The following is a 21,510-nucleotide window of genomic DNA, read 5'->3' as shown; positions in this document are numbered from 1 at the left end:
CTACTCCGCCGCCGCCTTTTGTTCCGCTTCCTCGGCTGCGCGCGCGGCCCTGTCGCCTTCCACGGCCTTTTCCTGCAGCCGCATCAGCACGAGCGATATCTCGAACAGCAGCAGCAAGGGCAGGGCGAGGATCACCTGCGAACCGGGATCGGGCGGCGTAACGATCGCGGCAAGGGCAAATATGCCGACAATCACATAGCGGCGCGCGCCTGCCATCTGCGCGCGGGTGATGATCCCGGCACGGTGCAGCAGCAACAGCAACACCGGCAACAGGAAGGTGATCCCGAAAGCAAGGATGAACTGCATCACCAGCCCGAGATATTCTCCCGCGCTCGGCAAGGCCTGCACCTGCAAGCCCCCGGCCTCCCCGCCATAGCCAAGGAAGAACCGGAACGCGGTCGGCATCACGACGAAATAGGCCAGCGCCGCGCCGCTCAAAAACAGCACCGGGGTTGCAAGCAGGAACGGCAGGAACGCCTTCTTCTCACGTGCATAAAGCCCCGGCGCGACAAACGCCCACAATTGGTTGGCGACCACCGGAAAGCTCACCATGAAGCCTGCAAACAGCGCAACCTTCAGCTCGACGAAGAACACTTCGGGCAGCTTGGTGAAAATCAGTTGCCCCTCGCCGTCGGGGAAGGCCTGTTTCAGTGGCCATACCAGAAAGCCGAGGATGTCGTCCGCGAAATAGAGGCACACGCCGAAGCCAAGCGCCAGTGCCAGCAGCGAGCGGATGATGCGGGTGCGCAATTCGATCAGATGATCGAGCAGCGGCGCCCGGGTCTCGTCAAGATCGTCAACCTTGAACATGGTCGCTGCCCTTGGGAGCCGGAGTGTCAGGGGCCGGATTATCAGTCGAAGGCTCGGCAGACAGTTCCTGGCCGGCAGCAGGCGCAGGCCCGGTCATCACCGCTCCGCCCGTATCGGCTCCAGCGGCCTCATCGGTAAGAGCGGCGGAGCGGCGCATGATTTCCTCGTTCTGCGCCTTCCACTTCTTTTCCATGTCTTCCAGTTCGGCCTCGCGCACCATGGTGTCGATGCCTGAACGGAAATGGGCAGATATGCGGCGCATCTTGCCGATCCAGCGGCCCGCCGTGCGCATCGCCATCGGCAGATCCTTCGGCCCGATCACGACGACCGCGACGATAATGATGACCAGCAGTTCCGCAGCGCCGATGTCGAACATTATGGGTGCGGACGCGCCGCCTCCTGTCTGCGAGGATCAGACGCCGGTGGTGTCGTTCTTGTCCGCCGTGGGCGCGGGCGTTTCAGCAGGCGCGCCCGTGGCGGCCGGAGGTTCGATCCGCGCCTTGCTCGCGGCGGGTTCGTCCGCTTCGTTCATGCCCTTCTTGAAGCTCGAAATGCCCTTGCCGAAATCGCCCATCATCTCGGAAATGCGTCCGCGCCCGAACAGCACGAGCACAAGCAGTGCGACGACGAGAAGCTGCGGCCAACCGATACTCATGAGAGTTCTCTCTTGCTAGTGTTGGAACCAGTATAGGTATGATCGGACGCAGGCGCCAGTGGTGACGACCAATCGGCGATTCTAGTCAGTCTCGGCCTCATCGTCCTCGTCGGGCTCGAAGCGCCCTGATCCTTCGAGCGCGGCTTCCATCGCCTCGTCGACCGGATCGAGCAGGCCAGCAGCGCGCAATTCCTCGATGCCGGGCAGGTCGCGCCGACTGGCGAGGCCGAAATGGTCAAGGAAGGTGGCTGTTGTCGCGTAAATCACAGGGCGCCCCGGAACCTCGCGGCGGCCGGCGGGGCGGATCCAGCCCGCCTCCATCAGCACATCCAGCGTGCCTGCACTTGTCTGCACACCTCTGATCGATTCGATTTCCGCCCGGCTTACCGGTTCGTGATAGGCGATGATCGCCAGAACCTCGGTCGCGGCGCGGCTCAGGCGGCGTACCTGTTCCTTCTCGCGGCGCAGCAAATGGGCGAGATCAGGCGCGGTTTCGAAATGCCAGCGCCCACCGCGCTCGACCAGATAGATACCGCGGTTGCGATAGTGCGCTTCGAGCAGGCTCAGCGCTTCACGGACGTCGGTGGCCGCAAGCCCTCCCAGATGGGCGGCAAGCGCGTCAACGCTCAGCGGCTCCTCGGCGGCGAACAGCGTCGCCTCGACGGCGCGTTCGAGCGTGCCGGGTTCCTCCACGCTCATGCCCCCAGTCCTTGTCCTGCGGCGTCCTTGAGACGTCGGATGCGCAAGGGAGCAAAAGCGCCCTCCTGCTCCAGTTCGGCCCGCCCGCGCTTGGCGAGTTCCAGCGCCGCAACGAAGGACGACGCCAGCGCCGAGCGTTTCAGTTCGGGAGAGGCATGGGGCGGCAGGAAATCCCTGATTTCCATCCATTCGAGCGTCACCCCGAGCATCGCCGATACCCGTTCAAGCGCCGAATCGAGCGTCATCACCGGGCGGTTCGCGACATGGTAGATGCGCGGCGCGGTGCGGGCCTTGACCTGCCCATAGGCCTGAATCAGCGTGAACAAATCGCTGCGCCATACGGTCTTGCGGTCGGTGCGCAGGCCTTCCGGCGCGCCTCTCAGAAACACGTCCCGCCCGATCCGGTCGCGCCCCATCAGCCGCGCTGCCGCCTCGCGCATGGCGCCGAGGCGCTGTAACCGAAGTTGCAGGCGAAGAGCGAGTTCTTCGGGCGAGGGGTCTTCCTGCTCCTCCTTGGGCAGCAGCATGGCAGATTTCAGATAGGCAAGCCAGGCTGCCATCACGAGGTAATCAGCCGCGAGTTCCAGCTTCAGCGCGCCGGCCCGCTCGATGTAATTGAGGTACTGATCGACCAAGGCAAGGATCGAAATCTGACGAAGGTCAACCTTCTGCCGACGGGCAAGATCGAGCAGCAGATCGAGCGGCCCTTCCCACCCTTCAAGCTCAAGATAGAGCGCATCCGTGTCCTGTCGTCCGGCATCGGGCGGGAACATGAAGGGCTGATCGGGCGCGTTCATGCGGCGGCCTCGGCAAGCGCCAGAAGCGCATCGCGCTTGGTCAGCAGCTCGGGGGCTTGCGGGTCAATGGCAGGGGCAATGCGCGTGCCGGCGAGCGCCCGGTCGAGCCGCGCGGCAGTTGCCTCGGACATGGGGGTCAGCACCTCACAGATGCCCGCCATGTCATCCATCTTCGCCCAGCAATTCAGGATGATGTCGCACCCCGCCGCCTGCGCGCGGACGGAGCGTTCCGGGATAGAACCGCCCAGCGCCTCCATGTCGATGTCGTCGGTGAGCAAGAGGCCATCAAAGCCGATGGCCCCCCGGATCACGTCGCGGATCACCGTTTCAGACAGCGTGGCGGGGTTCTCGTCATCCCAGGCGGTGAAGACAAGGTGCCCAGTCATGCCGACAAGCGCCTGATTCAACGTGCGAAACGGAGCCAGATCATCTTCCAGTTCCGCAGCCGAGGCGGTCACCGTGGGAAGCGCCTTGTGGGTATCGACGTCGGTGCGGCCATGGCCTGGCATATGCTTGATGCACCCCGTCACGCCCCCTGCGGCGAGCCCTTCGAGCACCGCGCGGCCGAGCGCGGCAACCTGCATCGGATCAGCCCCGAAGGCGCGATCACCGATCACGTCATGCGCACCCGGCACCCTCAGATCGAGTGGGGGATGGTAATCGACCGTGATCCCCATCGCCGACAGCTCAAGCCCCATAGCCGTGGCATTGGCCCGCGCCGCCTCGATCGCACTCGCGGGCGCAATTTCATAAAGCTTTGCAAAGACTTCGGCACATGGATAGCCCGCCCAATGTGGCGGACGCAGGCGGGCCACGCGCCCCCCTTCCTGATCGATCGAGACCAGCAGACGGTCGCGCCCGTGGATCGCGCGCAAATCATCCGTCAAGGCGCGCAGTTGTGCCGGATTCTCGCAATTGCGACCGAACAGGATGTAGCCCGCGGGGTCGGCTTCGCGGAAAAAGGCGCGCTCATCGGCCGTCAGTTGCGGGCCGGAAAGACCGAAAATCGCCGGAATCATGGGGGTAGAGTCGCACCCTGGAGGGGGTCTAGCAAGGGCAATAGGGGGTCAAGGGCGGGGAAAACCCAGTCCGACACCCCAGCAAAAAGCCCCTATTTCACCTGACAATCGAGCCCGTCGGCCTTGAGCGCGGCACAAAGCCGTTCCGCCGCAGCCCGGTCAGCTGCCACCGCCTGCAGACGATAGACCGTGCCGATATCGACTTTGCCTTCGACAATCCGGTATTTCACACCCGCAAGCTTGTCCGTGCGGCGGGTTATGTCGCTCCACCCCTGTTCAGCGCGGGCGCGGGTGCCGTAGGCGGCGATCTGAACACCGACCCCGGCCAGCGCAGCGGGGGCAGGTGTCTCGGCAGGAACCGGTCTGGTCGCGGCCGGGGACGGCGTGGCTGCGGCGCTCGCGGCGGGGACGGGCTTTTCCGCCACCACGGCCGGGCGCGATCCGCCCTCGCCCACCACGGGTGCAACATTGCCCGTACCGGCAAATTCCTTGCCACCGGGATCGTCCGGGCGTTCCTTGATCGGCCCCGCAGGCGCTTCAATCACGCTGCCATCGGCCACCAGATTGCCCTCGACCGCCCGGTTGGAGAAATACCATACCCCGCCAACAACCGCGCCCAGCAAGGCCACCAGAGCGGTGAAGAACCCGGCGATCTGCATCATGTCGAGCCCGCCCGCGTCCTCGTCCTCCTCATCGGATTCGAGCCACGGCAGGCTGTCCGTATCGGCCAGATCGAGTTGGTCGCCAAACGCCTCGTCGGCGCCGTCGTTCAGTTCCTCATACTCGGCATCGATCATGCAAATACCCTCATGCCCCCAAATCCGGGCGTTACATGCTTTCGACAGCTTCGACGCCAAGGACGCCCAGCCCGCCCTTGATCACTTGCCCGATTGCCGCGGCAAGGAAAAGCCTTGCCGACGTCAGCCCCGCGTCCTGTTCCACGATGAACCGCTTTTCCGGGCGGTCATTACCAAGGTTCCAGTAGGAATGGAGGTCAGCCGCCAGATCATAGAGATAGAAGGCGATCCGGTGCGGTTCGCGCGCACGGGCGGCAGCTTCGATCTCGCGCGGGAATTGCGCCGCGCGGGCGACCAGCGCGAGCTCCTCGGCACCCAGCCGCGCAAGGTCGGCATCAGATGGGGGCAGGCCAAGATCAGCCGCCTTGCGCAAGGTCGAGCGGATCCGGGCATGGGCATATTGCACATAGAACACCGGATTGTCCTTCGAGGCTTCGACCACCTTGTCGAAGTCGAAATCCATCTGCGCGTCGGGCTTGCGGGTGAGCATGGTGAAGCGCACCACGTCCTTGCCGACCATCTCGACCACGTCCGCCAGCGTCACGAAATTGCCCGCCCGCTTCGACATCTTGAACGGCTGGCCGCCCTTCATCAGCTGCACCATCTGGACAAGCTTGACCTCGAACGGCTTGGGGGCCGCCCCGTCCGCACTGGTCAGCGCGGCGACGGCGGCCTTGATCCGCTTGACCGTCCCGGCATGGTCCGCGCCCCAGATGTCCACCAGCGCATCGGCGGTCTGGGCTTTCTGGAAGTGATAGGCGAGGTCCGCGCCAAAATAAGTCCAGGCGCCGTTCGACTTCTTGATCGGGCGATCCTGATCATCGCCGAACCTGGTCGAGCGGAACAGCGGCAGCTCGACCGGCTCCCAGTCCTCGGGCGGGGCCTTGCCCTTGGGCGCTTCGAGCACGCCGTCATAGACAAGATCATGCGCGCGCAGCCAGGCTTCGGCCGCATCGACCTTGCCGGATGCCTGCAATTCGGCCTCGGAGGAGAACAGATCATGCCGGATGCCGAGCGTCGCCAGATCCGCGCGGATCATGTCCATCATCGCCGCGACGGCGCGGGTGCGGAACGCGATCAGCCATTCGGCTTCCGGCGCGGCGGCGTATTGATCCCCGAACTCGGCGGCGAGCGCCTGTCCGACGGGCTTCAGATATTCACCGGGATAGAGACCTTCCGGGATGGTGATCTCTTCCCCCAGCGCCTCAAGATAACGCAGATGCACCGAGCGGGCGAGCACATCGACCTGCGCGCCTGCGTCGTTGACGTAGTATTCCTTGATGACCTTGTGGCCCGCGAATTCGAGCAGGCCGGCCAGCGCATCGCCCACGACCGCCCCGCGGCAATGGCCCATGTGCATCGGGCCGGTCGGGTTGGCCGAAACATATTCGACGTTGACGGTCGTGCCGCCGCCCATCTGCGAACGGCCATAGTCGGCGCCAAGCTGCGCGATGGCGCGCAGTTCGGCGAGCCATGCCTCGGGTGCGAGGCGCAGGTTGATGAAGCCCGGCCCCGCGATCTCGGCGCTGGTGATGCCGGGGTGTGCGGCCAACTTGGCCGTGATCGCCTCAGCCAACGCGCGCGGGTTCATGCCCGCCCCCTTGGCCAGCACCATCGCGGCATTGGTGGCAAGGTCGCCATGCGACGCATCGCGCGGCGGTTCGAGCGTGACATTGGCAAAGCTGGTGCCGGCAGGCAGCACGCCCTCGGCGACCAGTTCGGTCAGCACGGTTTCGATCAGCGCGGCGTAAGCGGCATAGAGGGTTTGGGTCATGGCGTTCTCGTAGCGATGGCGCGGAATATCGCGCGTGCAAGATAGGAAGCGGGGTCCCGGGTCAAGCCCGGGACGGGAGAGCGATAAAGACAAAAACGGTCACAGGGTGACCGCAAGGCCGACCGGCCGCCCGCAGGTGCTCCGTACCCCGGACTTGATCCGGGGGAAGGAAACGCGCCGAGGACGAACGCGCGGAGGCGCGTTCGAAAAGCAAACTACCTCGTCACGTTATACTTCAGCTGGTCCTCGGTCAGCTGGAAGCCGACCAGCATTTCGAACCGGGTACGGGCGATGGCGGCCTTCACTTCGGGATCGGCAAGCGGATCGAGCGCCGCGTCGACATCGCCCGCGCGTCGGCGCTTGGTGATCTTTTCGCGGATGTCATCGGGCAATGCCGCATCGGCGCGGTTGACGAAGGAACCGGCCTTGGCGGTCGCGCTGGCGCGTTCCTGCCCGTCAGCAAAGGTGATCGAGACGGTGCCGATGCGCTTGGAAATGACCGCGCTCCCGCCGCGCAGGACAGTCACGAAATAGGGCAGCTCCACCGTGCGCGCGCCGCGCGTGTCGGTGCGGCGCGCGTTGACCGTGAAGCTCGCCTCGGAATAGATCTGGGCCGCGCTGTCATTGCAGGTGCTGCGCAGATCGGTCATCGCGGCGGTCACATCGAGACTGGCAACCGTCGTATCGCCAGCACCACGGAAAGTGGTGATATCGCCGGTGTAGTCGGGAATCCCGACCGCCGGACACAGCGACAGCACGCTGGTAATACCCACACCCTGATCAACCACCAGCTCGCCTTCCTTGGCGCAACCGGCCAGCACCGCCACGGTGGAAAGAGCGAAAAGGGCGCGCACGCGAAACTTCATCAGGGGGCCGTCCTCATTCCTACGATCCAATGCGCCCTAGCGAGGACGCGCGGCTTGCGCTAGAGGGAGCGACATGAACGCCTCCTTTCCTGCGCCCGATGCCGATGGTGCCACGCTGGCCCAGCGCCCGCCCCTCAACCTGCTGATCGCCGCACCGCGCGGCTTCTGCGCCGGTGTCGACCGGGCCATCGAGATCGTCGAGAAGGCGCTCGAACGCTATGGTTCGCCCGTCTATGTCCGGCACGAGATCGTCCACAACAAATATGTCGTCGAAGGGTTGAAGGCCAAGGGCGCGATCTTCGTCGAGGAACTTGATGAAGTGCCGGATGATGCCCCGGTGGTGTTCAGCGCCCACGGCGTGCCAAAGGCGGTTCCGGCCGAGGCCAAGCGCCGCAAGCTGCTTTATGTCGATGCCACCTGCCCGCTGGTCTCCAAGGTTCACCGTCAGGCCGAACGCCAGATCGAAAAGGGCCGCCACATCATCTTCATCGGCCACGAAGGCCATCCGGAAGTGATCGGCACCATGGGTCAGGTCGAGCCGGGGCAGATGACCTTGGTGGAAACGATCGAGGATGTCGACAAGCTGCCCTTCGATGCTGACGAGGAACTGGCCTATCTCACGCAGACCACGCTTTCGGTGGATGACACGCGCGAGGTGATTCAGGCGCTCGAATGGCGCTATCCCAATATCTCCGGGCCGCGCGCCGAGGACATCTGCTATGCCACGTCCAACCGGCAGGCGGCGGTCAAGGAACTGGCGCAGGACTGCGATCTGGTGCTGGTGATCGGATCGCCCAATTCGTCCAACGCGCTGCGGCTGGTGGAGGTGGCAGAGCGGCTCGGCACGCCCGCCAAGCTGATCCAGCGCGCCTCGGAAATCGACTTCGGCTGGCTGGAGGGGGTCAAGACGCTGGGCCTCACCGCCGGAGCCTCGGCGCCTGAAGTGCTGGTGCGCGAGGTGGTGGATGCCATCGCCAGCGTGCGCACCATCTCGGAACAGACGATCACTGCTGCCGAGGAAAAGATGGTCTTCAAGCTGCCACGCCAGCTGACCGAATAGCTGCGGCGCAAGAGGGGGCGCACATGGCGGTCTACACCCATCTGGGCGCGGAGGAACTTGCCCGGCTGATCGGCGAATATGATGTGGGCGAGCTGGTCTCGGCCAAGGGCATTGCCGAGGGCGTCTCCAATTCCAATTGGCTGGTGGAGACCACCGGAAACGGCCGATCAGGCACGCGTTTCATCCTGACGCTGTACGAACGGCGGATCGACTATGCCGATCTGCCCTATTTCCTCGATCTGCTCGATCACCTCGCGGCCAAAGGCTGCCCGGTGCCGCGCACCATGCACGATCGCGGCGGCGCGTCTTACCGCATGGTCGAGGGCAAAGCCGCTGCGCTGATCGAGTTCCTGCCCGGCGTCTCCCCCACCCGCCCGACTCCCGCTCAGGCGCGCAGTGTGGGGGCAGTGCTGGCGAACCTGCATCTCGCCGCGCAGGACTTTCCGCGCACCCGTGCCAACGCGATGGACTTTGCCGCCAGTGCCGCGATCCTGCGCGCCTGCGGGGCCGAGCGTCTGGCAACCATCGACGCGGGACTGCCCGCCATGCTTGCCGAAGCGGACGCCGCCGCCGCGCTCGATCTTTCCACCCTGCCGCAATCACAGACCCACACCGATCTGTTCCCCGACAATGTCCTGATGCGCGGGGACAAGGTGACAGGGCTGATCGACTTCTATTTCGCCTGCACCGGGCCGATGCTGCTCGATCTTGCGGTCACGCATGCGGCGTGGTGCTTCGATGCTGCCAATGCCTACCGCGCGGATTGCGGCGCGGCGCTGATCGAGGGCTATCAGAGCGTGCGCCGGCTGGAGCCTGGCGAACGCGCGCTGTTCCCGGCCATCGCCAAAGGCGCCTGTCTGCGCTTCGTCGCCTCCCGCGCCGAGGACTGGCTCGACACCCCCGAGGATGCCCTCGTCACCCGCAAGGACCCGATGCAATTCACGGCGCGCTGGCGGTTTTACCACGAACATGGCGCCAGCCTGCTTGCCGGATAAGGCAAGCCGCGCCATGGCCGCGCCCATGAAACAGGTCGACATCTTCACTGACGGAGCCTGCAAGGGCAATCCCGGCCCCGGCGGCTGGGCCGCGATCCTGCGCAATGGCGCGCATGAGAAGGAACTGGTCGGCGGTGCGCCCGAGACCACCAATAACCGCATGGAAATGACCGCCGTGCTGCGTGGGCTTTCTGCCTTGAAGGAGCCCTGCGCGGTGACCGTCCATACCGACAGCCGCTATGTCATCGATGGCATGACCCAGTGGATCTTCGGCTGGCAGAAGCGCGGCTGGCTCAACGCCCAGAAGAAGCCGGTCGCCAACGAGGACCTGTGGCGCGAACTGATCGCGGCAGCGCGGCCGCACAAAATTTCATGGGAATGGGTGAAGGGCCATTCCGGCCACCCCGAAAACGAGCGCGCCGACACCCTTGCAAGCGAAGAAGCCCTGCGGCAGGCCGATCCGAAGTCCGGCTTCGCGCATTAGCCTCGTCATTGCGAGGAGCCTCAGGCGACGCGGCAATCCATGGCTGACCCGCGCCGCCCGCGCCAACATCAGGCCATGGCTTGGTTGGCCACGGCCAGCGTCGCTTCGGCCCTGCTCGCAATGACGAGCGTGAAAATCAGCTATTGTCTTCGACTTCTGCGCCGGGGCCATTCTTCTTGATCGAATCGATCGCGTTCTGCGCACTGGCCTTGCTCGAATAGCCCTGGGTCGAGAACATCACTTCCGAATTGTACTTGAAGCGCACGCGGAACTCGCCGGCGTTGTCCTTGTAGATTTCAAACTTGTGAGCCATCGGCTTTCCCCTTCCCTCAATGGTTGATTGACGAGGCGAACCTGCCAGATCGAAACTGGCTTGGCTAGGCCGTTAACACCTTGGCCGGGACGCGAAAACGCGAAGGTGCATAGGCCACCCCGGCGATGCTCGCAGTTATCGCATCAGGCCCCTGCGCGGTCAGTTGCTGCATCGCGAGCCGCGCAGCCGCAGGCGCCGTCTGGATGCCGAAGCCGCCCTGCCCTGCAAACCAGAAGAATCCCGGCACGTCAGGGTCAAAGCCATACACCGGCAGGCGATCGGGCGCGAAGCTCCTCAGGCCAGCCCAGCGCCGCTCCACCGCTTCGATCCGCCAGTCAGTCGCGGACTGGAACCGGTCGATCGCGATGGCGACATCCAGTTCTTCGGGCGCGGCATCACAGGGCTCGGACGGATTCTCGTCATGCGGAGACAGCCACAAGCGGCCGCTATCCGGCTTGAAATAGAAGCTCCCTCCCACGTCGATCACCAGCGGCAGATCAGCGGGGGCCTGCGGGGCGACGCGCAGCACGGCCACCGTGCGGCGCAAGGGCGCAATACCGATCGGGCGCACCCCGGCCAGCTGTGCCACCACATCGGCCCAGGCGCCGGCGGCGTTGACGATGGTGGCCGCGCGCCAGGTCTCGCCCTGCTCGCTCGTCAGCGTCCACGCGCCGCCCGCCTGCGCAAGCCCAGCAATCCGTGCGCGGCATACCACTTCCACCCCGCCCCGGCGCGCAAGGCCGAGATAATGCTGATGGAGCCCGGCGACATCGATATCCGCACAAGCGGGCTGATGCAGCGCCTCGCTCCATTCGGGGCGGATATGCGGCACGATCTGCGCGAGTGCCTCGGCTTCCAGCCGGTTAATCCTCACACCGGTGCCGTGATAGCTGTCACGGAAGGCAGCCATCGCCGCCGCATCCTCGCCCCGCCCGATGTAAAGCGCGCCGCGCGGAGTCAGGAAGCCATGGTCAGCAAGATAGCCGCCTGAAGCGCGGGTCAGCGGGACAATGCCGGGGCCGCCGTAGCATTCCTCCCAGAAGGCGGCCGAACGCCCGGTCGCGTGATAACCGGGCGTATCCTCAGCCTCCAGCAACAGGACGCGCGCATGGGGGGCGAGTTCTGCTGCAAGGCTGGCTCCGGCCATCCCGGCCCCGATGATCGCGATGTCGTGGATCATGGCGCCACCCGGCCCAGAAATTCGGCAATCGCGGCCATCGCCGCATCGCGCACCGCATCAACTTCGCGCAGGATCTCGTGATGGGCCTCAGCCCCGAAGGCGACCATCTCGCCTTTGGGCAAGCGCCTTGCGGCCCGCAGGTTGGCGGCGTGGCTTACCAGTTTGTCGGATGCAGTCGAAAGGATCAGCACTGGCGTTGCGACCCCTTCCAGCACCGCGCGCTGCTCCAGCTTGCCCCATGAGGCATAGGCGCGTTCGACCCAGCGCCAGCTCGCCGGGCCCATCACCAGCTGCGGACGGTGTTCGCGCCACCAGACCTCATCGGCATAGCGCTCCGGGTCGTGGGTGAGCAGCGTGGCGCGACCCGATGGCAGTTCACCCGGCTTCTCGCTCCATTTCCACGCCTGGCGCATGGGATCGCCCACCGCGCACATCAGCTTGGCGACGGCATGGAGCATGGCCAGCGGCAGAGGCGGGCCGTTCATCCCCGTCATCGGCGCGCTCAGAACCGCGGCCTGAGGCACGATGCGTCGCTCACTCAAAGCGCGCAGCACCAGATGCCCGCCCATCGAATGGGCCGCAATCATATGCGGGCCGGGGGTTTCGCGCGTCCAGCGGTCCCACAAGAACGCAAGATCATCGATCCAGATGCCGAAATCCTCGATGTGGCCGGTGACCGCATCCCGGCCGAGCCGCCCTGACCCGGCCTGCCCACGCCAATCCGAAGCGGTTACCCGCCACCCGGCGCGGTGCCATTGTTCCAGTGTTTCGAGATATTTTTCGTAGAAGTCGCCGCGCCCGGGGAGGAACAGGATCGAACCGCGCGCGGGAGAGGCATCGCTGTGTTCGGCTCCGGGCCAGTCGATGCGGCGGATGGCGTGACCATCGGCAGCGTGCCAGATCGTCTCGCTGGCATGAGGCGGGATCGCCCGGCGATCAATCGCGGCGCTGATCGTCAGAGCGTGAATGGCTGGCCTCCGATCGTGGTTACTATTTGGTAAGTCATAACCTGTAGCAGTGTCTCAAAGAAGGACAGCCCGTGCACCGCGCACGGCAACTTCAAGGGGCACAATGTCGATGAGCTTCATTTCCTACGGTCTGCTGAGCGCCTTGGCAATCGCGCTGGTCTTTGCGTCGGTCACCGACATCAGGCACCGCCGGATCGACAATTGGCTGAACGCGGCCATCGCGCTGGGCGCACCGCTGTTCTGGTGGTCGAGCGGGCTTGCGCTGTGGCCGGATGCGGCCATGCAGGTGGGCGTGGCGCTGGGCGCCTTTGCCATCCTTGCTGTCCTGTTTGCACTAAAGGTGATGGGCGGCGGTGATGTGAAGCTGCTGACCGCGCTCGCGCTGTGGGTGCGCCCTGACCAGTTCATGCAACTGCTGCTGATCATGGCGATCGCCGGCGGCGTGCTGACGCTCGTGATGGGCGTGTGGCACGTGATGCGCCGCCAGAAGGACCGGCTCGCCATCCCCTATGGAGTGGCCATCGCTTTCGGCGGCCTTTGGGTGCTCGCCGTCCACTATTTCCCCGAAGCCGCGATCGCGGCTCAGGCGGCATAACCCGATTTTAACCAGTCAGGACTTACGCATCGCAACCATACCTGCCCGCTAACCAACCACGGGCTTTTACGAGGGGGCTAATTGAGCCATGGATAGGAAGAAACTGGTTCTGCTGCTCGGTGCGCTGATCATTGCGATCGGGACTGCCTTTGCCGCGCGCAGCATGTTCGCCGGAGGCTCTGCCCCCGCTGCTGAAGCCGCCGCCGTGCCGACCGGCCCGCGGGTGCTGGTCGCCAAGCGCGCCCTGACCGCAGGCACGATCATCACCGCCGATGCGCTGGGCTTCCAGCCCTGGCCGCAGGAGCTGGTGCAGGATGCCTACTTCATCGAAGGCGAAGCCGACATGGAGAAGCTGCTCGGCACTGTCGTTCGTTATCCGATCACTGCCGGTGAGCCGGTCACGCAAGGCTCGCTTGTCGCGCCGGGCGACCGTGGTTTCCTCGCAGCGGCTCTCGGGCCGGGCATGCGCGCCGTGACGGTGCCGGTGTCGGCGATGACCGGGGTGGCAGGCTTCGTGTTCCCGGGCGACCGCGTGGATCTCGTGCTGACGCAGGAAGTCGATGCCGAAGGTGAAGGCCAGTCGCTCAAGACCGCCGAAACCGTGATGCGCAACCTGCGTGTGCTGGCGACCGACCAGACGGTCGAAAAGACCACCGACGAAAACGGCAAGACGGTCGTCACCGAATTCCGCACCGTCACGCTCGAAGTGACGCCCAAGATTGCCGAGAAGGTGGCCGTCGCGCAGACCATCGGCACGCTCAGCCTGGCGCTGCGCTCGCTGGCCGACAACCAGTCGGAACTGGAGCGCGCGGTTGCCTCGGGTGATTTGCAGATCCCGGCCGGCGCCACGCCCGAGCAGGAAGAAAAGCTGCTCAAGGCTGCGATGTCGCGCCCGCTCGACAAGGGTACGACCTTCGTCACCGGCGGCGATGTGTCGCGCTTCCAGCGCACCACCGTGCCGACCAAGGCTCCGCCTCCGACCCAGCAATATGGCGGCGGCGGCGCTCCCTCGGCCAAGGCCACCCCGGTCTACACCGGCCCGAGCGTGCGGGTGACCCGCGGCAAGGAAACCGAGGAAGCACCGGTCAGCGCAAAGGCCAATAGCACCGCGATCATTGCTGGCCCGGCAAGCGCCGCACGCCGCACCGGGGCCAACTGAGGGACACGCGACCATGTCGATCAAGACCACGCTTCATGCGCCTGAGCTTCGGGCGGTCAGCGGAACATCCGAAGGGGGCCAACCCATGACACGCAAATTCAAGATCAAGCTGCTGGTTGCTGCGCTCGCCGCAGTCCCGATGGCAGCCATGCCGGCGGCAACCGCCACCGCGCAGGCCGTCGTCAGCCCGTCGCAGGAAATCGTCCTGTCGATCGGCAAGGGCCAGCTGGTGACCGTGCCTGGCACGATGACCGACGTTTTCGTCGCCAATGACGAAATCGCCGACGTCCAGGTGAAGTCCCAGCGCCAGCTCTACGTGTTCGGCAAGGCGGGCGGCGAGACCACCGTCTATGCCAGCAACGAACGCGGCGATGTGATCTTCTCGGCCAACATCCGGGTCGGCTCGAACATCGGCAGCATCGATCAGATGCTCGCCATGGCGATGCCCGATGCCAAGCGAGGTGAACGTGGCGACGATGGGGGCCAACACCGTGCTGCTGACCGGCACCGTGGGCGCGCCGGAAGATGCCGCCGAGGCAGAACGTCTGGTGCAGGCCTTCCTTGGTGAAGAAGCCAATGTCATCAGCCGTCTGCGCACCGCCACCCCGCTGCAGGTCAACCTTCAGGTCAAGATCGCCGAAGTCAACCGCAGCCTGCTGCGCGAAATCGGCGGCAACCTGCAGACCTTCGACGCCACCAGCGGCTTCCGCTTCGGGGTCGGCAATGGCCGCTCGATCGTTACCGGTGAAGTCGGCGTGTCCGGCCCGCTGGCGGTCGGCAATGGCATCCAGAACCCGATCCGGGTGGTTCAGGCGACCGGCCCGACCGGCCTGCCGCTGTTCAACCCCGACGGCACGCCGCTGACCATCGAAATCCCCGGCGCAGGGGTCAACAGCAACGGCGGCACCACGCTGTCGGGCCTTGGCCGTCTGTTCGGGATCAACACGCTGGGCGCGCTCGACCTGTCGGAACGTCTTGGCCTGGTGACCACCATCACCGAGCCGAACCTTACCGCGCTTTCGGGCGAAACCGCGACCTTCCTTGCAGGGGGTGAATTCCCGATCCCGATCGCGCAGGGCCTCGGCCAGGTGACGGTGCAGTTCCGCCAGTTCGGCGTGAGCCTGGCCTATACGCCTACCGTCCTGTCCAACGGCCGCATCTCGATGCGCGTCCGCCCGGAAGTCTCGGAGCTTTCGACCCAGGGGGCGATCACGCTCAACGGCTTCCAGGTTCCCGCGATCACCACCCGCCGCACCGAAACCACGGTCGAGCTGGGCTCGGGCCAGAGCTTCATGATCGCCGGTCTGATGAGCGCAGGCTCGCAGCAGGCGATCGACAAGGCACCGGGTCTGGGTGACGTGCCGATCCTTGGCAACCTGTTCCGCAGCCGCGAATTCCGTCGCGGCGAGACCGAGCTGGTGATCGTCGTGACCCCCTATCTGGTCAAGCCGGTCGACGCCAAGGACATCAAGCTGCCGACTGACGGCTATCGTTCGGCCAACGAGTTCCAGCAGCTGCTCGGCTATCAGAACAACGCGGGCGTCTCGGGCGAACAGCGCCCCGGCCCGACCGCTGCGCAGCCGGACGCACCTGCCCCGCAAGTGAGCGAGGCCGATCCGGCCGCGATCGTGCCGACCAGCCCCGAAAAGCCGCGCCGTGCGGACAAGAAGAACCGCAAGCAGGAACGCGAGGCCAAGGCTGCGGCCCCGGGCTTCAGCCTCTAACGTGAGAAAGGTGATCACGATGCCCAATGCACGACACACCACGCTGCCTAAGCTCGCTCTGGCGATGGCGCTCGGCCTCGGCCTTGCTGGCTGCGGCGGGATGCCCACCAACACATCGCTGTACAGCACCAAGCAGCCGGTGGTGGAGCGCACCAACATGGTGCTCGACGTCAACACCAACAGTGCCGGGCTGCCGATTTCGGAACAGCAGCGCCTGAACGGTTGGTTCGAAGCGATGGACCTTCGTTACGGCGATCGTCTCGCAATCGAAAATCCGAGCCAGAACCCGGCCGTCGCCAACGCGATCCGCGATCTGGCAGCGCGTTATGGCCTGATGCTGAGCGATACCGCACCGGTGACAGCGGGCGCTCTCCAGCCGGGCCAGGCGCGCGTGGTGATCACCCGCGCCACTGCCAGCGTTCCGGGCTGCCCGGACTGGTCGGCCAAATCGGACATGAACTACGGCAATGCCACAAGCCCGGGGTTTGGTTGTGCAATCAACGGCAACCTTGCCGCGATGGTCGCCGATCCGCAGGATCTGCTCGAGGGCAAGAAGGGCGCCAGCGAAACCGTGATCGCCACCTCGAACAAGGCGATTTCGTCATATCGTGAGATGGAACCCACCGGCAAGGCCGGCCTGATGGATGCCGGCAGCGCCGGTGCAGGCGGCGGCGGTGGCGGCGGCGGAGGAGGTAACTAAGCCATGAATGCTCCCTGGAAATCGGGCCTGCCCGGAAATCGCGACCCCTTTGCGGCCTATATCTGCGACGACAACGCGCTTGATGTGCTGCGTCCGGTGGTGATCGAGCTCGGCTGGCAGCCGGAAAAGTGCAACAAGGGCGGCCTGCGCAACGCGGTGCAATCCCTGTCGGTCAGCGCCTCGCCGGCGATCCTGATCGTCGACCTGTCGGAAAGCGGCGATCCGCTCAACGACATCAACGCGCTCGCCGAAGTGTGCGAGCCCGGAACGGTCGTGATTGCCATCGGCCAGGTCAATGACGTGCGCCTCTACCGCGACCTGCTTTCGAGCGGGATCCATGACTACCTGCTCAAGCCCTTGTCGCCGCAGCAGGTGCATGATGCCCTGAATCAGGCGCTGGCGGTGTTCATGAGCCCCAAGGCGGGTGATGCCGATGCGGCCAAGCGCCACATCTCGACCGCGGTGGTCGGCACGCGCGGCGGGGTGGGCGCCTCGACTCTGGCGACCTCGCTCGCCTGGCTGTTCAGCGAGGCACACAAGTCGCCGACCGCGCTGCTCGATCTCGATGTGCATTTCGGCACCGGCGCGCTGGCCCTCGATCTGGAGCCGGGCCGCGGGCTGACCGACGCGATCGAGAACCCGAGCCGGATCGACCCGCTGTTCATCGAACGTGCGATGGTGCGTGCCGGGGACAACCTGTCGATCCTGTCGGCCGAAGCCCCGATCAACCAGCCGCTGATGACCGATGGTTCGGCCTTCGTGCAACTGGAGGACGAGTTCCGTCAGGCCTTCGAGATGACGGTGATCGATCTGCCGCGCAACATGCTGATCAACTTCCCGCAGGTGCTGGCAGACGTGAACCTGGTGATGCTGACCTGCGAACTGACGCTCGCCTCGGCGCGCGATACGATCCGCATCCTGTCCTGGCTCAAGGCCAATGCCAGCCATGCGCATCCCATGATCGTGGCGAACAAGGTCCAGCCGGCCCTGGCCGAGATCAGCAAGGCGGACTTCGAGGCCTCGATCGAACGCAAGGTCGATTTCGTGATCCCCTATGACATCAAGGCAGCCTCGAATGCGGCCAAGCTGGGTCAGGTGTTCGTCGATGCCAACCGTTCGAGCAAGGCAACGGCTGCAATCCGCCAGATCGCCGAGCGCGTGATGGGGGTTAGCAGCGATGATCTGTCGGAGATCGGCGGCGAGAAGAAGTCGCTGCTCGGTGGGTTCGACCTCAAATCGCTGCTGGCCAAGAAGGCCAAGAGCGAGCCGGAAACGGCCGAGTAAGGCGCGGCGAAGCGACGGGCAACGCGCAGCAGCGCGGCGTCCGTCGCAGACGCCCGCACAGGAAGGGGACCGCCGCAATCCGGCGGACGTAGGCAGGAAGCAACAGCATGGACTTTTTCCAAACCCTGCTCATTACGCTGGTGATCTTCGCCGTGCTGGTCATGGGCTATCTGGTTGTGGCCGGATCCGGCGTGGCCAAGGCCCAGAAGCGCCGGATGGAAGCGGTGCGTTACCGCCATTCCGACAGCCTCGATGCCAAGGTGGACGCACAGTTCAAGCGCGCGATCGCTGCCCGCAAGCCGAAGGCCTACAAGGTTGCAGGCTCGGGTTCGCGGCTCGAGGCGCTGGCAGTGCGGCTCAACCGCTCCGGCAAGAAGTGGACCGTTTCCCAGTATATCTACGCCTCGATCGGTCTTGCGCTGGCGATCACGGTGCTGATGTATATCGCCACCAAGGCGCTTTTGCTCTCGCTCGGCGTGGGCGCGCTTGTGGGGGCCGGTATTCCGCACATGGTGGTCGGTTACCTGATCGGCAAGCGCACCAACGCCTTCGTCTCCAAGTTCCCCGACGGGATCGAGCTGCTGGTGCGCGGCCTCAGATCAGGTCTGCCCGTGACCGAGACGCTCGGCGTCGTGGCACAGGAAGTGCCTGGCCCTGTCGGCTACGAATTCAAGGCCGTGATCGACCGCATCAAGGTCGGCCGAACGATGGAAGACGCGCTTCAGGACACGGCCGACAAGCTCGGCATTGCTGAATTCAACTTCTTTACGATCACCCTTGCGATCCAGCGCGAGACCGGGGGCAACCTGGCCGAGACGCTGTCGAACCTTGCCGACGTGCTGCGCAAGCGCGCGCAGATGAAGCTCAAGATCAAGGCGATGAGCTCGGAATCGAAGGCCTCGGCCTATATCGTCGGTTCTCTGCCCTTCCTCGTGTTCGGTGCGATCATGTACATCAACCCCGATTACATGAGCACCTTCTTCACCGACGATCGTCTGATCGTCGCCGGCCTTGGCGCCGGTGTGTGGATGGGCATCGGCGTGTTCATCATGGCCAAGATGGTCAACTTCGAAATCTGACGGCGAAGGGCACAGGACCATGATCGATCAACCCTCAGGACCCACGCTGCTTGGTTTCGACGTCATTCTCGTCGGCACCTTCCTGGCAGCGCTGGCGGCAATGGCCGTGATGCTGGCAATCTACGCTGCCGTCACGATCCGCGACCCGATGGCCAAGCGCGTGCGCGCACTCGAAGCGCGGCGCGAGCAATTGAAGGCGGGGATCGTCACCTCGGCCTCCAAGAAGCGCAACAGCCTGGTGCGGCGCACCGACACGACCGACAAGGTCAAGAGCAGCCTCGACAAGCTCAACGTTCTGCAGGAAAGCCAGATCAAGGCGATCCAGCAGAAGCTCGCCCATGCCGGCTATCGCAACAAGGAACTGGCGGTCTTCATCATCGGCGCCCGCGCGATCCTGCCGATCGTGATCGGCGGCATGATGGGTCTGCTGATCTATGTGGTCGAGTTCTGGCCTGACTGGAGCCCGATGACCAGGCTTGGCGCCTTCGCCATGAGCGTGTTCCTGTCCTACAAGGGACCGGAACTCTACCTCAGCAACAAGGCGTCCAAGCGCACGCTGGAAATTCAGCGCGGTCTGCCCGATGCGCTCGATCTGCTGGTGATCTGCGCCGAGGCGGGCCTGACCGTCGATGCCGCCTTCAACCGCGTCGCCAAGGAACTCGGCCGCGCCTACCCTGAACTGGGTGATGAATTCGCCCTGACCGCGATCGAGCTGAGCTTCCTCAACGAACGCAAGATGGCGTTCAACAATCTGGCTTACCGCGTCAATCTGGAAGCGGTGAAGGGTGTGGTCACGACCATGATCCAGACCGAGCGTTACGGTACGCCGCTCGCCAGTGCGCTGCGCGTGCTGTCGGCCGAATTCCGCAACGAGCGCATGATGCGCGCCGAGGAAAAGGCCGCGCGCCTGCCCGCGATCATGACGGTGCCGCTGATCCTGTTCATTCTGCCGACGCTGTTCGTGGTCATTCTCGGCCCGGCAGCCTGCTCGATCTCGGATAACCTGGTCAACAAGTAACCGGCCGGTCAATCGGGAACCGGAACAGGGGCCGGGGGAGGTTCAGACCTTCTCCGGCCCCATTTCGTTGTCGTCCGCCAGTTGCATCGCGCGGCTGCGCACCCTTGCCAGCAGTCCGCGCAACAGGGCCTCCTCTCCAAGGGCCAGACCGCTCAACAGATCGCGTTCGGTCGCGCGGGCGAGCGGCATCACCTCGGCATGGATCGCCCGCCCCTCGCCCGTCAGGGCCAGCAGGTGCGAACGGCCATCGCCGGGGTTGGGCACGCGGGCGATCAACCCGCGTTCCTCCAGCACCTTGACGGCACGGTTGACCGCGACCTTGTCCATCACCGTCGCTGCGGTGAGCGCGCGCTGGGTCAACCCGCCCGCGCTGGCTCCGTCGCCCAGTACGGCCATGATCCGCCATTCGGGGATCTTGAGCCCGAACCGCTTGCGGTAACGCTCCGCAATCAATCCGCTGACCGCGTTCGACGTGACCGAGAGCTGGTAGGGCAGAAACCCGGCCAGCTCGCCGCCTTCCTCACTCATAGCGGCGCGCGTCCCACCAGGGGTAGAAATCCGGCATGTCGGCGCTGACCTTGCCGGGATACATGGCGCGGCGCTTTTCGAGGAAGCTGGCGATCCCTTCCTTCGCGTCAGCACCCCTGCTTAGGCGATAGATCGCTCTGGAATCGATCTTGTGCGCTTCCATCGGGTGATCGGCGCTCGCCAGCCGCCACATCATTGCCCGCGTCATGGCGACCGAGATGGCGGAAGTGTTCTCGGCGATCTCGCTGGCGAGCGACTTGGCGGCGTGGAGCAGATCCTCAGGCGTATGGACCGAACGCACCAGCCCCCCTGCCCGCGCCTCCTCGGCATCGAAGATCCGGCCCGTGTAACACCACTCCAGAGCCTGGCTGATGCCGACGATCCGGGGCAGGAACCAGCTCGATGCTGCCTCCGGCACGATCCCGCGCCGGGCGAAGACGAAGCCATAACGCGCCGTGGTGCTGGCGAGGCGGATGTCCATCGCCAGTTGCATCGTCGCGCCGACGCCCACCGCTACGCCGTTGCAGGCGCTGATGAGCGGCTTCTTGCTCTCGAACAGGCGCAGCGTCAGCAGCCCCCCGCCGTCGCGTACCTTGGGGTCGGACAGGTCGGATACCTCGGTGGGATCGGAAAACACCTGCCCGCCCCCTTCGGGCGTAAGGTCAGCGCCTGCGCAGAACGCACGCTCGCCGCTGCCGGTAAATATGACGGCGCGCACGGCGTCATCCGCGTCGATATCGTCCATCGCCGCCATGATCTCCTGCCCCATGGTGCGGGTATAGGCGTTCATCTTGTCGGGACGGTTCAAGGTAATGGTGGCGATGCCCTCGCGCTTGTCGAGGATAATCTGGCTGTATTGGCTCATCGAGGCTCTCTCCTGAATTGCGGCATGTGATGCCACCGCGCGCGCAAAAGAAAAGCCCCGCAAATGCGAGTGGCGCTCAGCGGGGTCGGCCATGTCATCATGGCTAGGCCGCCACCCCCCAAACAGGTGATGGCATTGGCG

The 21,510-nt window shown here is 65.0% G+C and carries 23 protein-coding genes and 1 pseudogene; 10 read left to right on the top strand and 14 right to left on the bottom strand.

Going from position 1 to position 21,510, the window contains the following annotated elements; genetic code table 11:
* From tatC to CHX26_RS06805, 9 genes are all read right to left on the bottom strand, one after another.
* Positions 1–810, bottom strand: a complete 810-nt coding sequence (gene tatC / locus CHX26_RS06845) for a twin-arginine translocase subunit TatC (protein ID WP_104941727.1) — start codon at positions 808–810, stop codon at positions 1–3.
* Complete coding sequence (gene tatB / locus CHX26_RS06840) at positions 797–1,186, bottom strand: Sec-independent protein translocase protein TatB (protein WP_104941726.1); 390 nt, start codon at positions 1,184–1,186, stop codon at positions 797–799. The genes tatC and tatB overlap by 14 nt, the downstream gene beginning before the upstream one ends.
* 36 nt (positions 1,187–1,222) lie before the next feature.
* On the bottom strand, positions 1,223–1,465 hold the full coding sequence (gene tatA / locus CHX26_RS06835) for a twin-arginine translocase TatA/TatE family subunit (RefSeq protein ID WP_104941725.1): 243 nt from the start codon (positions 1,463–1,465) through the stop codon (positions 1,223–1,225).
* Between the two features lie 81 nt (positions 1,466–1,546).
* Entirely contained in the window at positions 1,547–2,164 is a 618-nt protein-coding gene (gene scpB, locus CHX26_RS06830; RefSeq protein ID WP_104941724.1) for an SMC-Scp complex subunit ScpB, read from the bottom strand.
* Entirely contained in the window at positions 2,161–2,961 is an 801-nt protein-coding gene (locus CHX26_RS06825; RefSeq protein WP_104941723.1) for a segregation and condensation protein A, read from the bottom strand. Before CHX26_RS06825 ends, scpB begins: the two co-directional genes overlap by 4 nt.
* Positions 2,958–3,980, bottom strand: coding sequence for a beta-N-acetylhexosaminidase (nagZ, locus tag CHX26_RS06820; protein WP_104941722.1), 1,023 nt, complete (start codon positions 3,978–3,980; stop codon positions 2,958–2,960). The genes CHX26_RS06825 and nagZ overlap by 4 nt, the downstream gene beginning before the upstream one ends.
* 92 nt (positions 3,981–4,072) lie before the next feature.
* Positions 4,073–4,777 (bottom strand): SPOR domain-containing protein, encoded by a 705-nt coding sequence (locus CHX26_RS06815; RefSeq protein ID WP_104941721.1) that lies wholly within the window; start codon positions 4,775–4,777, stop codon positions 4,073–4,075.
* Positions 4,778–4,808: 31 nt separating this feature from the next.
* Entirely contained in the window at positions 4,809–6,551 is a 1,743-nt protein-coding gene (gene argS, locus CHX26_RS06810) for an arginine--tRNA ligase (protein ID WP_104941720.1), read from the bottom strand.
* A gap of 215 nt (positions 6,552–6,766) precedes the next feature.
* Positions 6,767–7,417 (bottom strand): hypothetical protein, encoded by a 651-nt coding sequence (locus CHX26_RS06805; protein ID WP_104941719.1) that lies wholly within the window; start codon positions 7,415–7,417, stop codon positions 6,767–6,769.
* 73 nt (positions 7,418–7,490) lie between these two features.
* Between CHX26_RS06805 and ispH the strand changes: the two genes are divergently transcribed.
* The 3 genes from ispH to rnhA are packed head-to-tail and all read left to right on the top strand — an operon-like array spanning position 7,491 to position 9,956.
* Complete coding sequence (gene ispH, locus CHX26_RS06800; protein WP_104941718.1) at positions 7,491–8,477, top strand: 4-hydroxy-3-methylbut-2-enyl diphosphate reductase; 987 nt, start codon at positions 7,491–7,493, stop codon at positions 8,475–8,477.
* Positions 8,478–8,500: 23 nt separating this feature from the next.
* Positions 8,501–9,472, top strand: coding sequence for a homoserine kinase (gene thrB, locus CHX26_RS06795; RefSeq protein WP_104941717.1), 972 nt, complete (start codon positions 8,501–8,503; stop codon positions 9,470–9,472).
* 25 nt (positions 9,473–9,497) lie between these two features.
* On the top strand, positions 9,498–9,956 hold the full coding sequence (gene rnhA, locus CHX26_RS06790; RefSeq protein ID WP_104943318.1) for a ribonuclease HI: 459 nt from the start codon (positions 9,498–9,500) through the stop codon (positions 9,954–9,956).
* A 136-nt stretch (positions 9,957–10,092) separates the two neighbouring features.
* On the opposite strand, the gene CHX26_RS06785 is transcribed toward rnhA, so the two are convergent.
* The 3 genes from CHX26_RS06785 to CHX26_RS06775 form a co-directional block, all read right to left on the bottom strand.
* Positions 10,093–10,269 (bottom strand): YegP family protein, encoded by a 177-nt coding sequence (locus CHX26_RS06785; RefSeq protein WP_086607903.1) that lies wholly within the window; start codon positions 10,267–10,269, stop codon positions 10,093–10,095.
* Between the two features lie 64 nt (positions 10,270–10,333).
* Complete coding sequence (locus tag CHX26_RS06780) at positions 10,334–11,449, bottom strand: NAD(P)/FAD-dependent oxidoreductase (RefSeq protein WP_104941716.1); 1,116 nt, start codon at positions 11,447–11,449, stop codon at positions 10,334–10,336.
* Positions 11,446–12,315 carry an alpha/beta hydrolase gene (locus CHX26_RS06775; protein WP_335682323.1) on the bottom strand — a complete coding sequence of 290 codons (870 nt, stop codon included), beginning with the start codon at positions 12,313–12,315 and terminating at the stop codon, positions 11,446–11,448. Before CHX26_RS06775 ends, CHX26_RS06780 begins: the two co-directional genes overlap by 4 nt.
* 211 nt (positions 12,316–12,526) lie before the next feature.
* Here CHX26_RS06775 and CHX26_RS06770 point away from each other — a divergent pair, with 211 nt between their 5' ends.
* The 7 genes and pseudogenes from CHX26_RS06770 to CHX26_RS06740 all read left to right on the top strand — a co-directional run bounded on the left by CHX26_RS06770 (position 12,527) and on the right by CHX26_RS06740 (position 19,976).
* A complete protein-coding gene (locus tag CHX26_RS06770; protein WP_442956923.1) occupies positions 12,527–13,012 on the top strand; it encodes an A24 family peptidase in 486 nt (161 codons plus the stop codon).
* An 88-nt stretch (positions 13,013–13,100) separates the two neighbouring features.
* On the top strand, positions 13,101–14,171 hold the full coding sequence (gene cpaB / locus CHX26_RS06765) for a Flp pilus assembly protein CpaB (RefSeq protein WP_104941713.1): 1,071 nt from the start codon (positions 13,101–13,103) through the stop codon (positions 14,169–14,171).
* 85 nt (positions 14,172–14,256) lie between these two features.
* Positions 14,257–15,895: pseudogene (locus tag CHX26_RS06760) on the top strand (type II and III secretion system protein family protein).
* Between the two features lie 19 nt (positions 15,896–15,914).
* Positions 15,915–16,595, top strand: a complete 681-nt coding sequence (locus CHX26_RS06755) for a CpaD family pilus assembly protein (RefSeq protein ID WP_104943317.1) — start codon at positions 15,915–15,917, stop codon at positions 16,593–16,595.
* A gap of 3 nt (positions 16,596–16,598) precedes the next feature.
* Positions 16,599–17,879, top strand: a complete 1,281-nt coding sequence (locus tag CHX26_RS06750; protein WP_104941712.1) for a pilus assembly protein CpaE — start codon at positions 16,599–16,601, stop codon at positions 17,877–17,879.
* Positions 17,880–17,986: 107 nt separating this feature from the next.
* Positions 17,987–18,958 (top strand): type II secretion system F family protein, encoded by a 972-nt coding sequence (locus CHX26_RS06745; protein WP_104941711.1) that lies wholly within the window; start codon positions 17,987–17,989, stop codon positions 18,956–18,958.
* A gap of 19 nt (positions 18,959–18,977) precedes the next feature.
* Positions 18,978–19,976 (top strand): type II secretion system F family protein, encoded by a 999-nt coding sequence (locus CHX26_RS06740; protein ID WP_104941710.1) that lies wholly within the window; start codon positions 18,978–18,980, stop codon positions 19,974–19,976.
* Positions 19,977–20,018: 42 nt separating this feature from the next.
* On the opposite strand, the gene CHX26_RS06735 is transcribed toward CHX26_RS06740, so the two are convergent.
* Positions 20,019–20,504, bottom strand: coding sequence for a MarR family winged helix-turn-helix transcriptional regulator (locus CHX26_RS06735; protein WP_104941709.1), 486 nt, complete (start codon positions 20,502–20,504; stop codon positions 20,019–20,021).
* A complete protein-coding gene (locus CHX26_RS06730) occupies positions 20,497–21,369 on the bottom strand; it encodes a crotonase/enoyl-CoA hydratase family protein (RefSeq protein WP_104941708.1) in 873 nt (290 codons plus the stop codon). The genes CHX26_RS06735 and CHX26_RS06730 overlap by 8 nt, the downstream gene beginning before the upstream one ends.
* Positions 21,370–21,510: the final 141 nt, after the last annotated feature.

The organism is Porphyrobacter sp. HT-58-2 (assembly GCF_002952215.1).
Classification (GTDB): Bacteria; Pseudomonadota; Alphaproteobacteria; order Sphingomonadales; family Sphingomonadaceae; genus Erythrobacter.
Note: the sequence above shows the minus strand (reverse complement) of the source record. Positions and strands in the feature narration are given on the sequence as shown.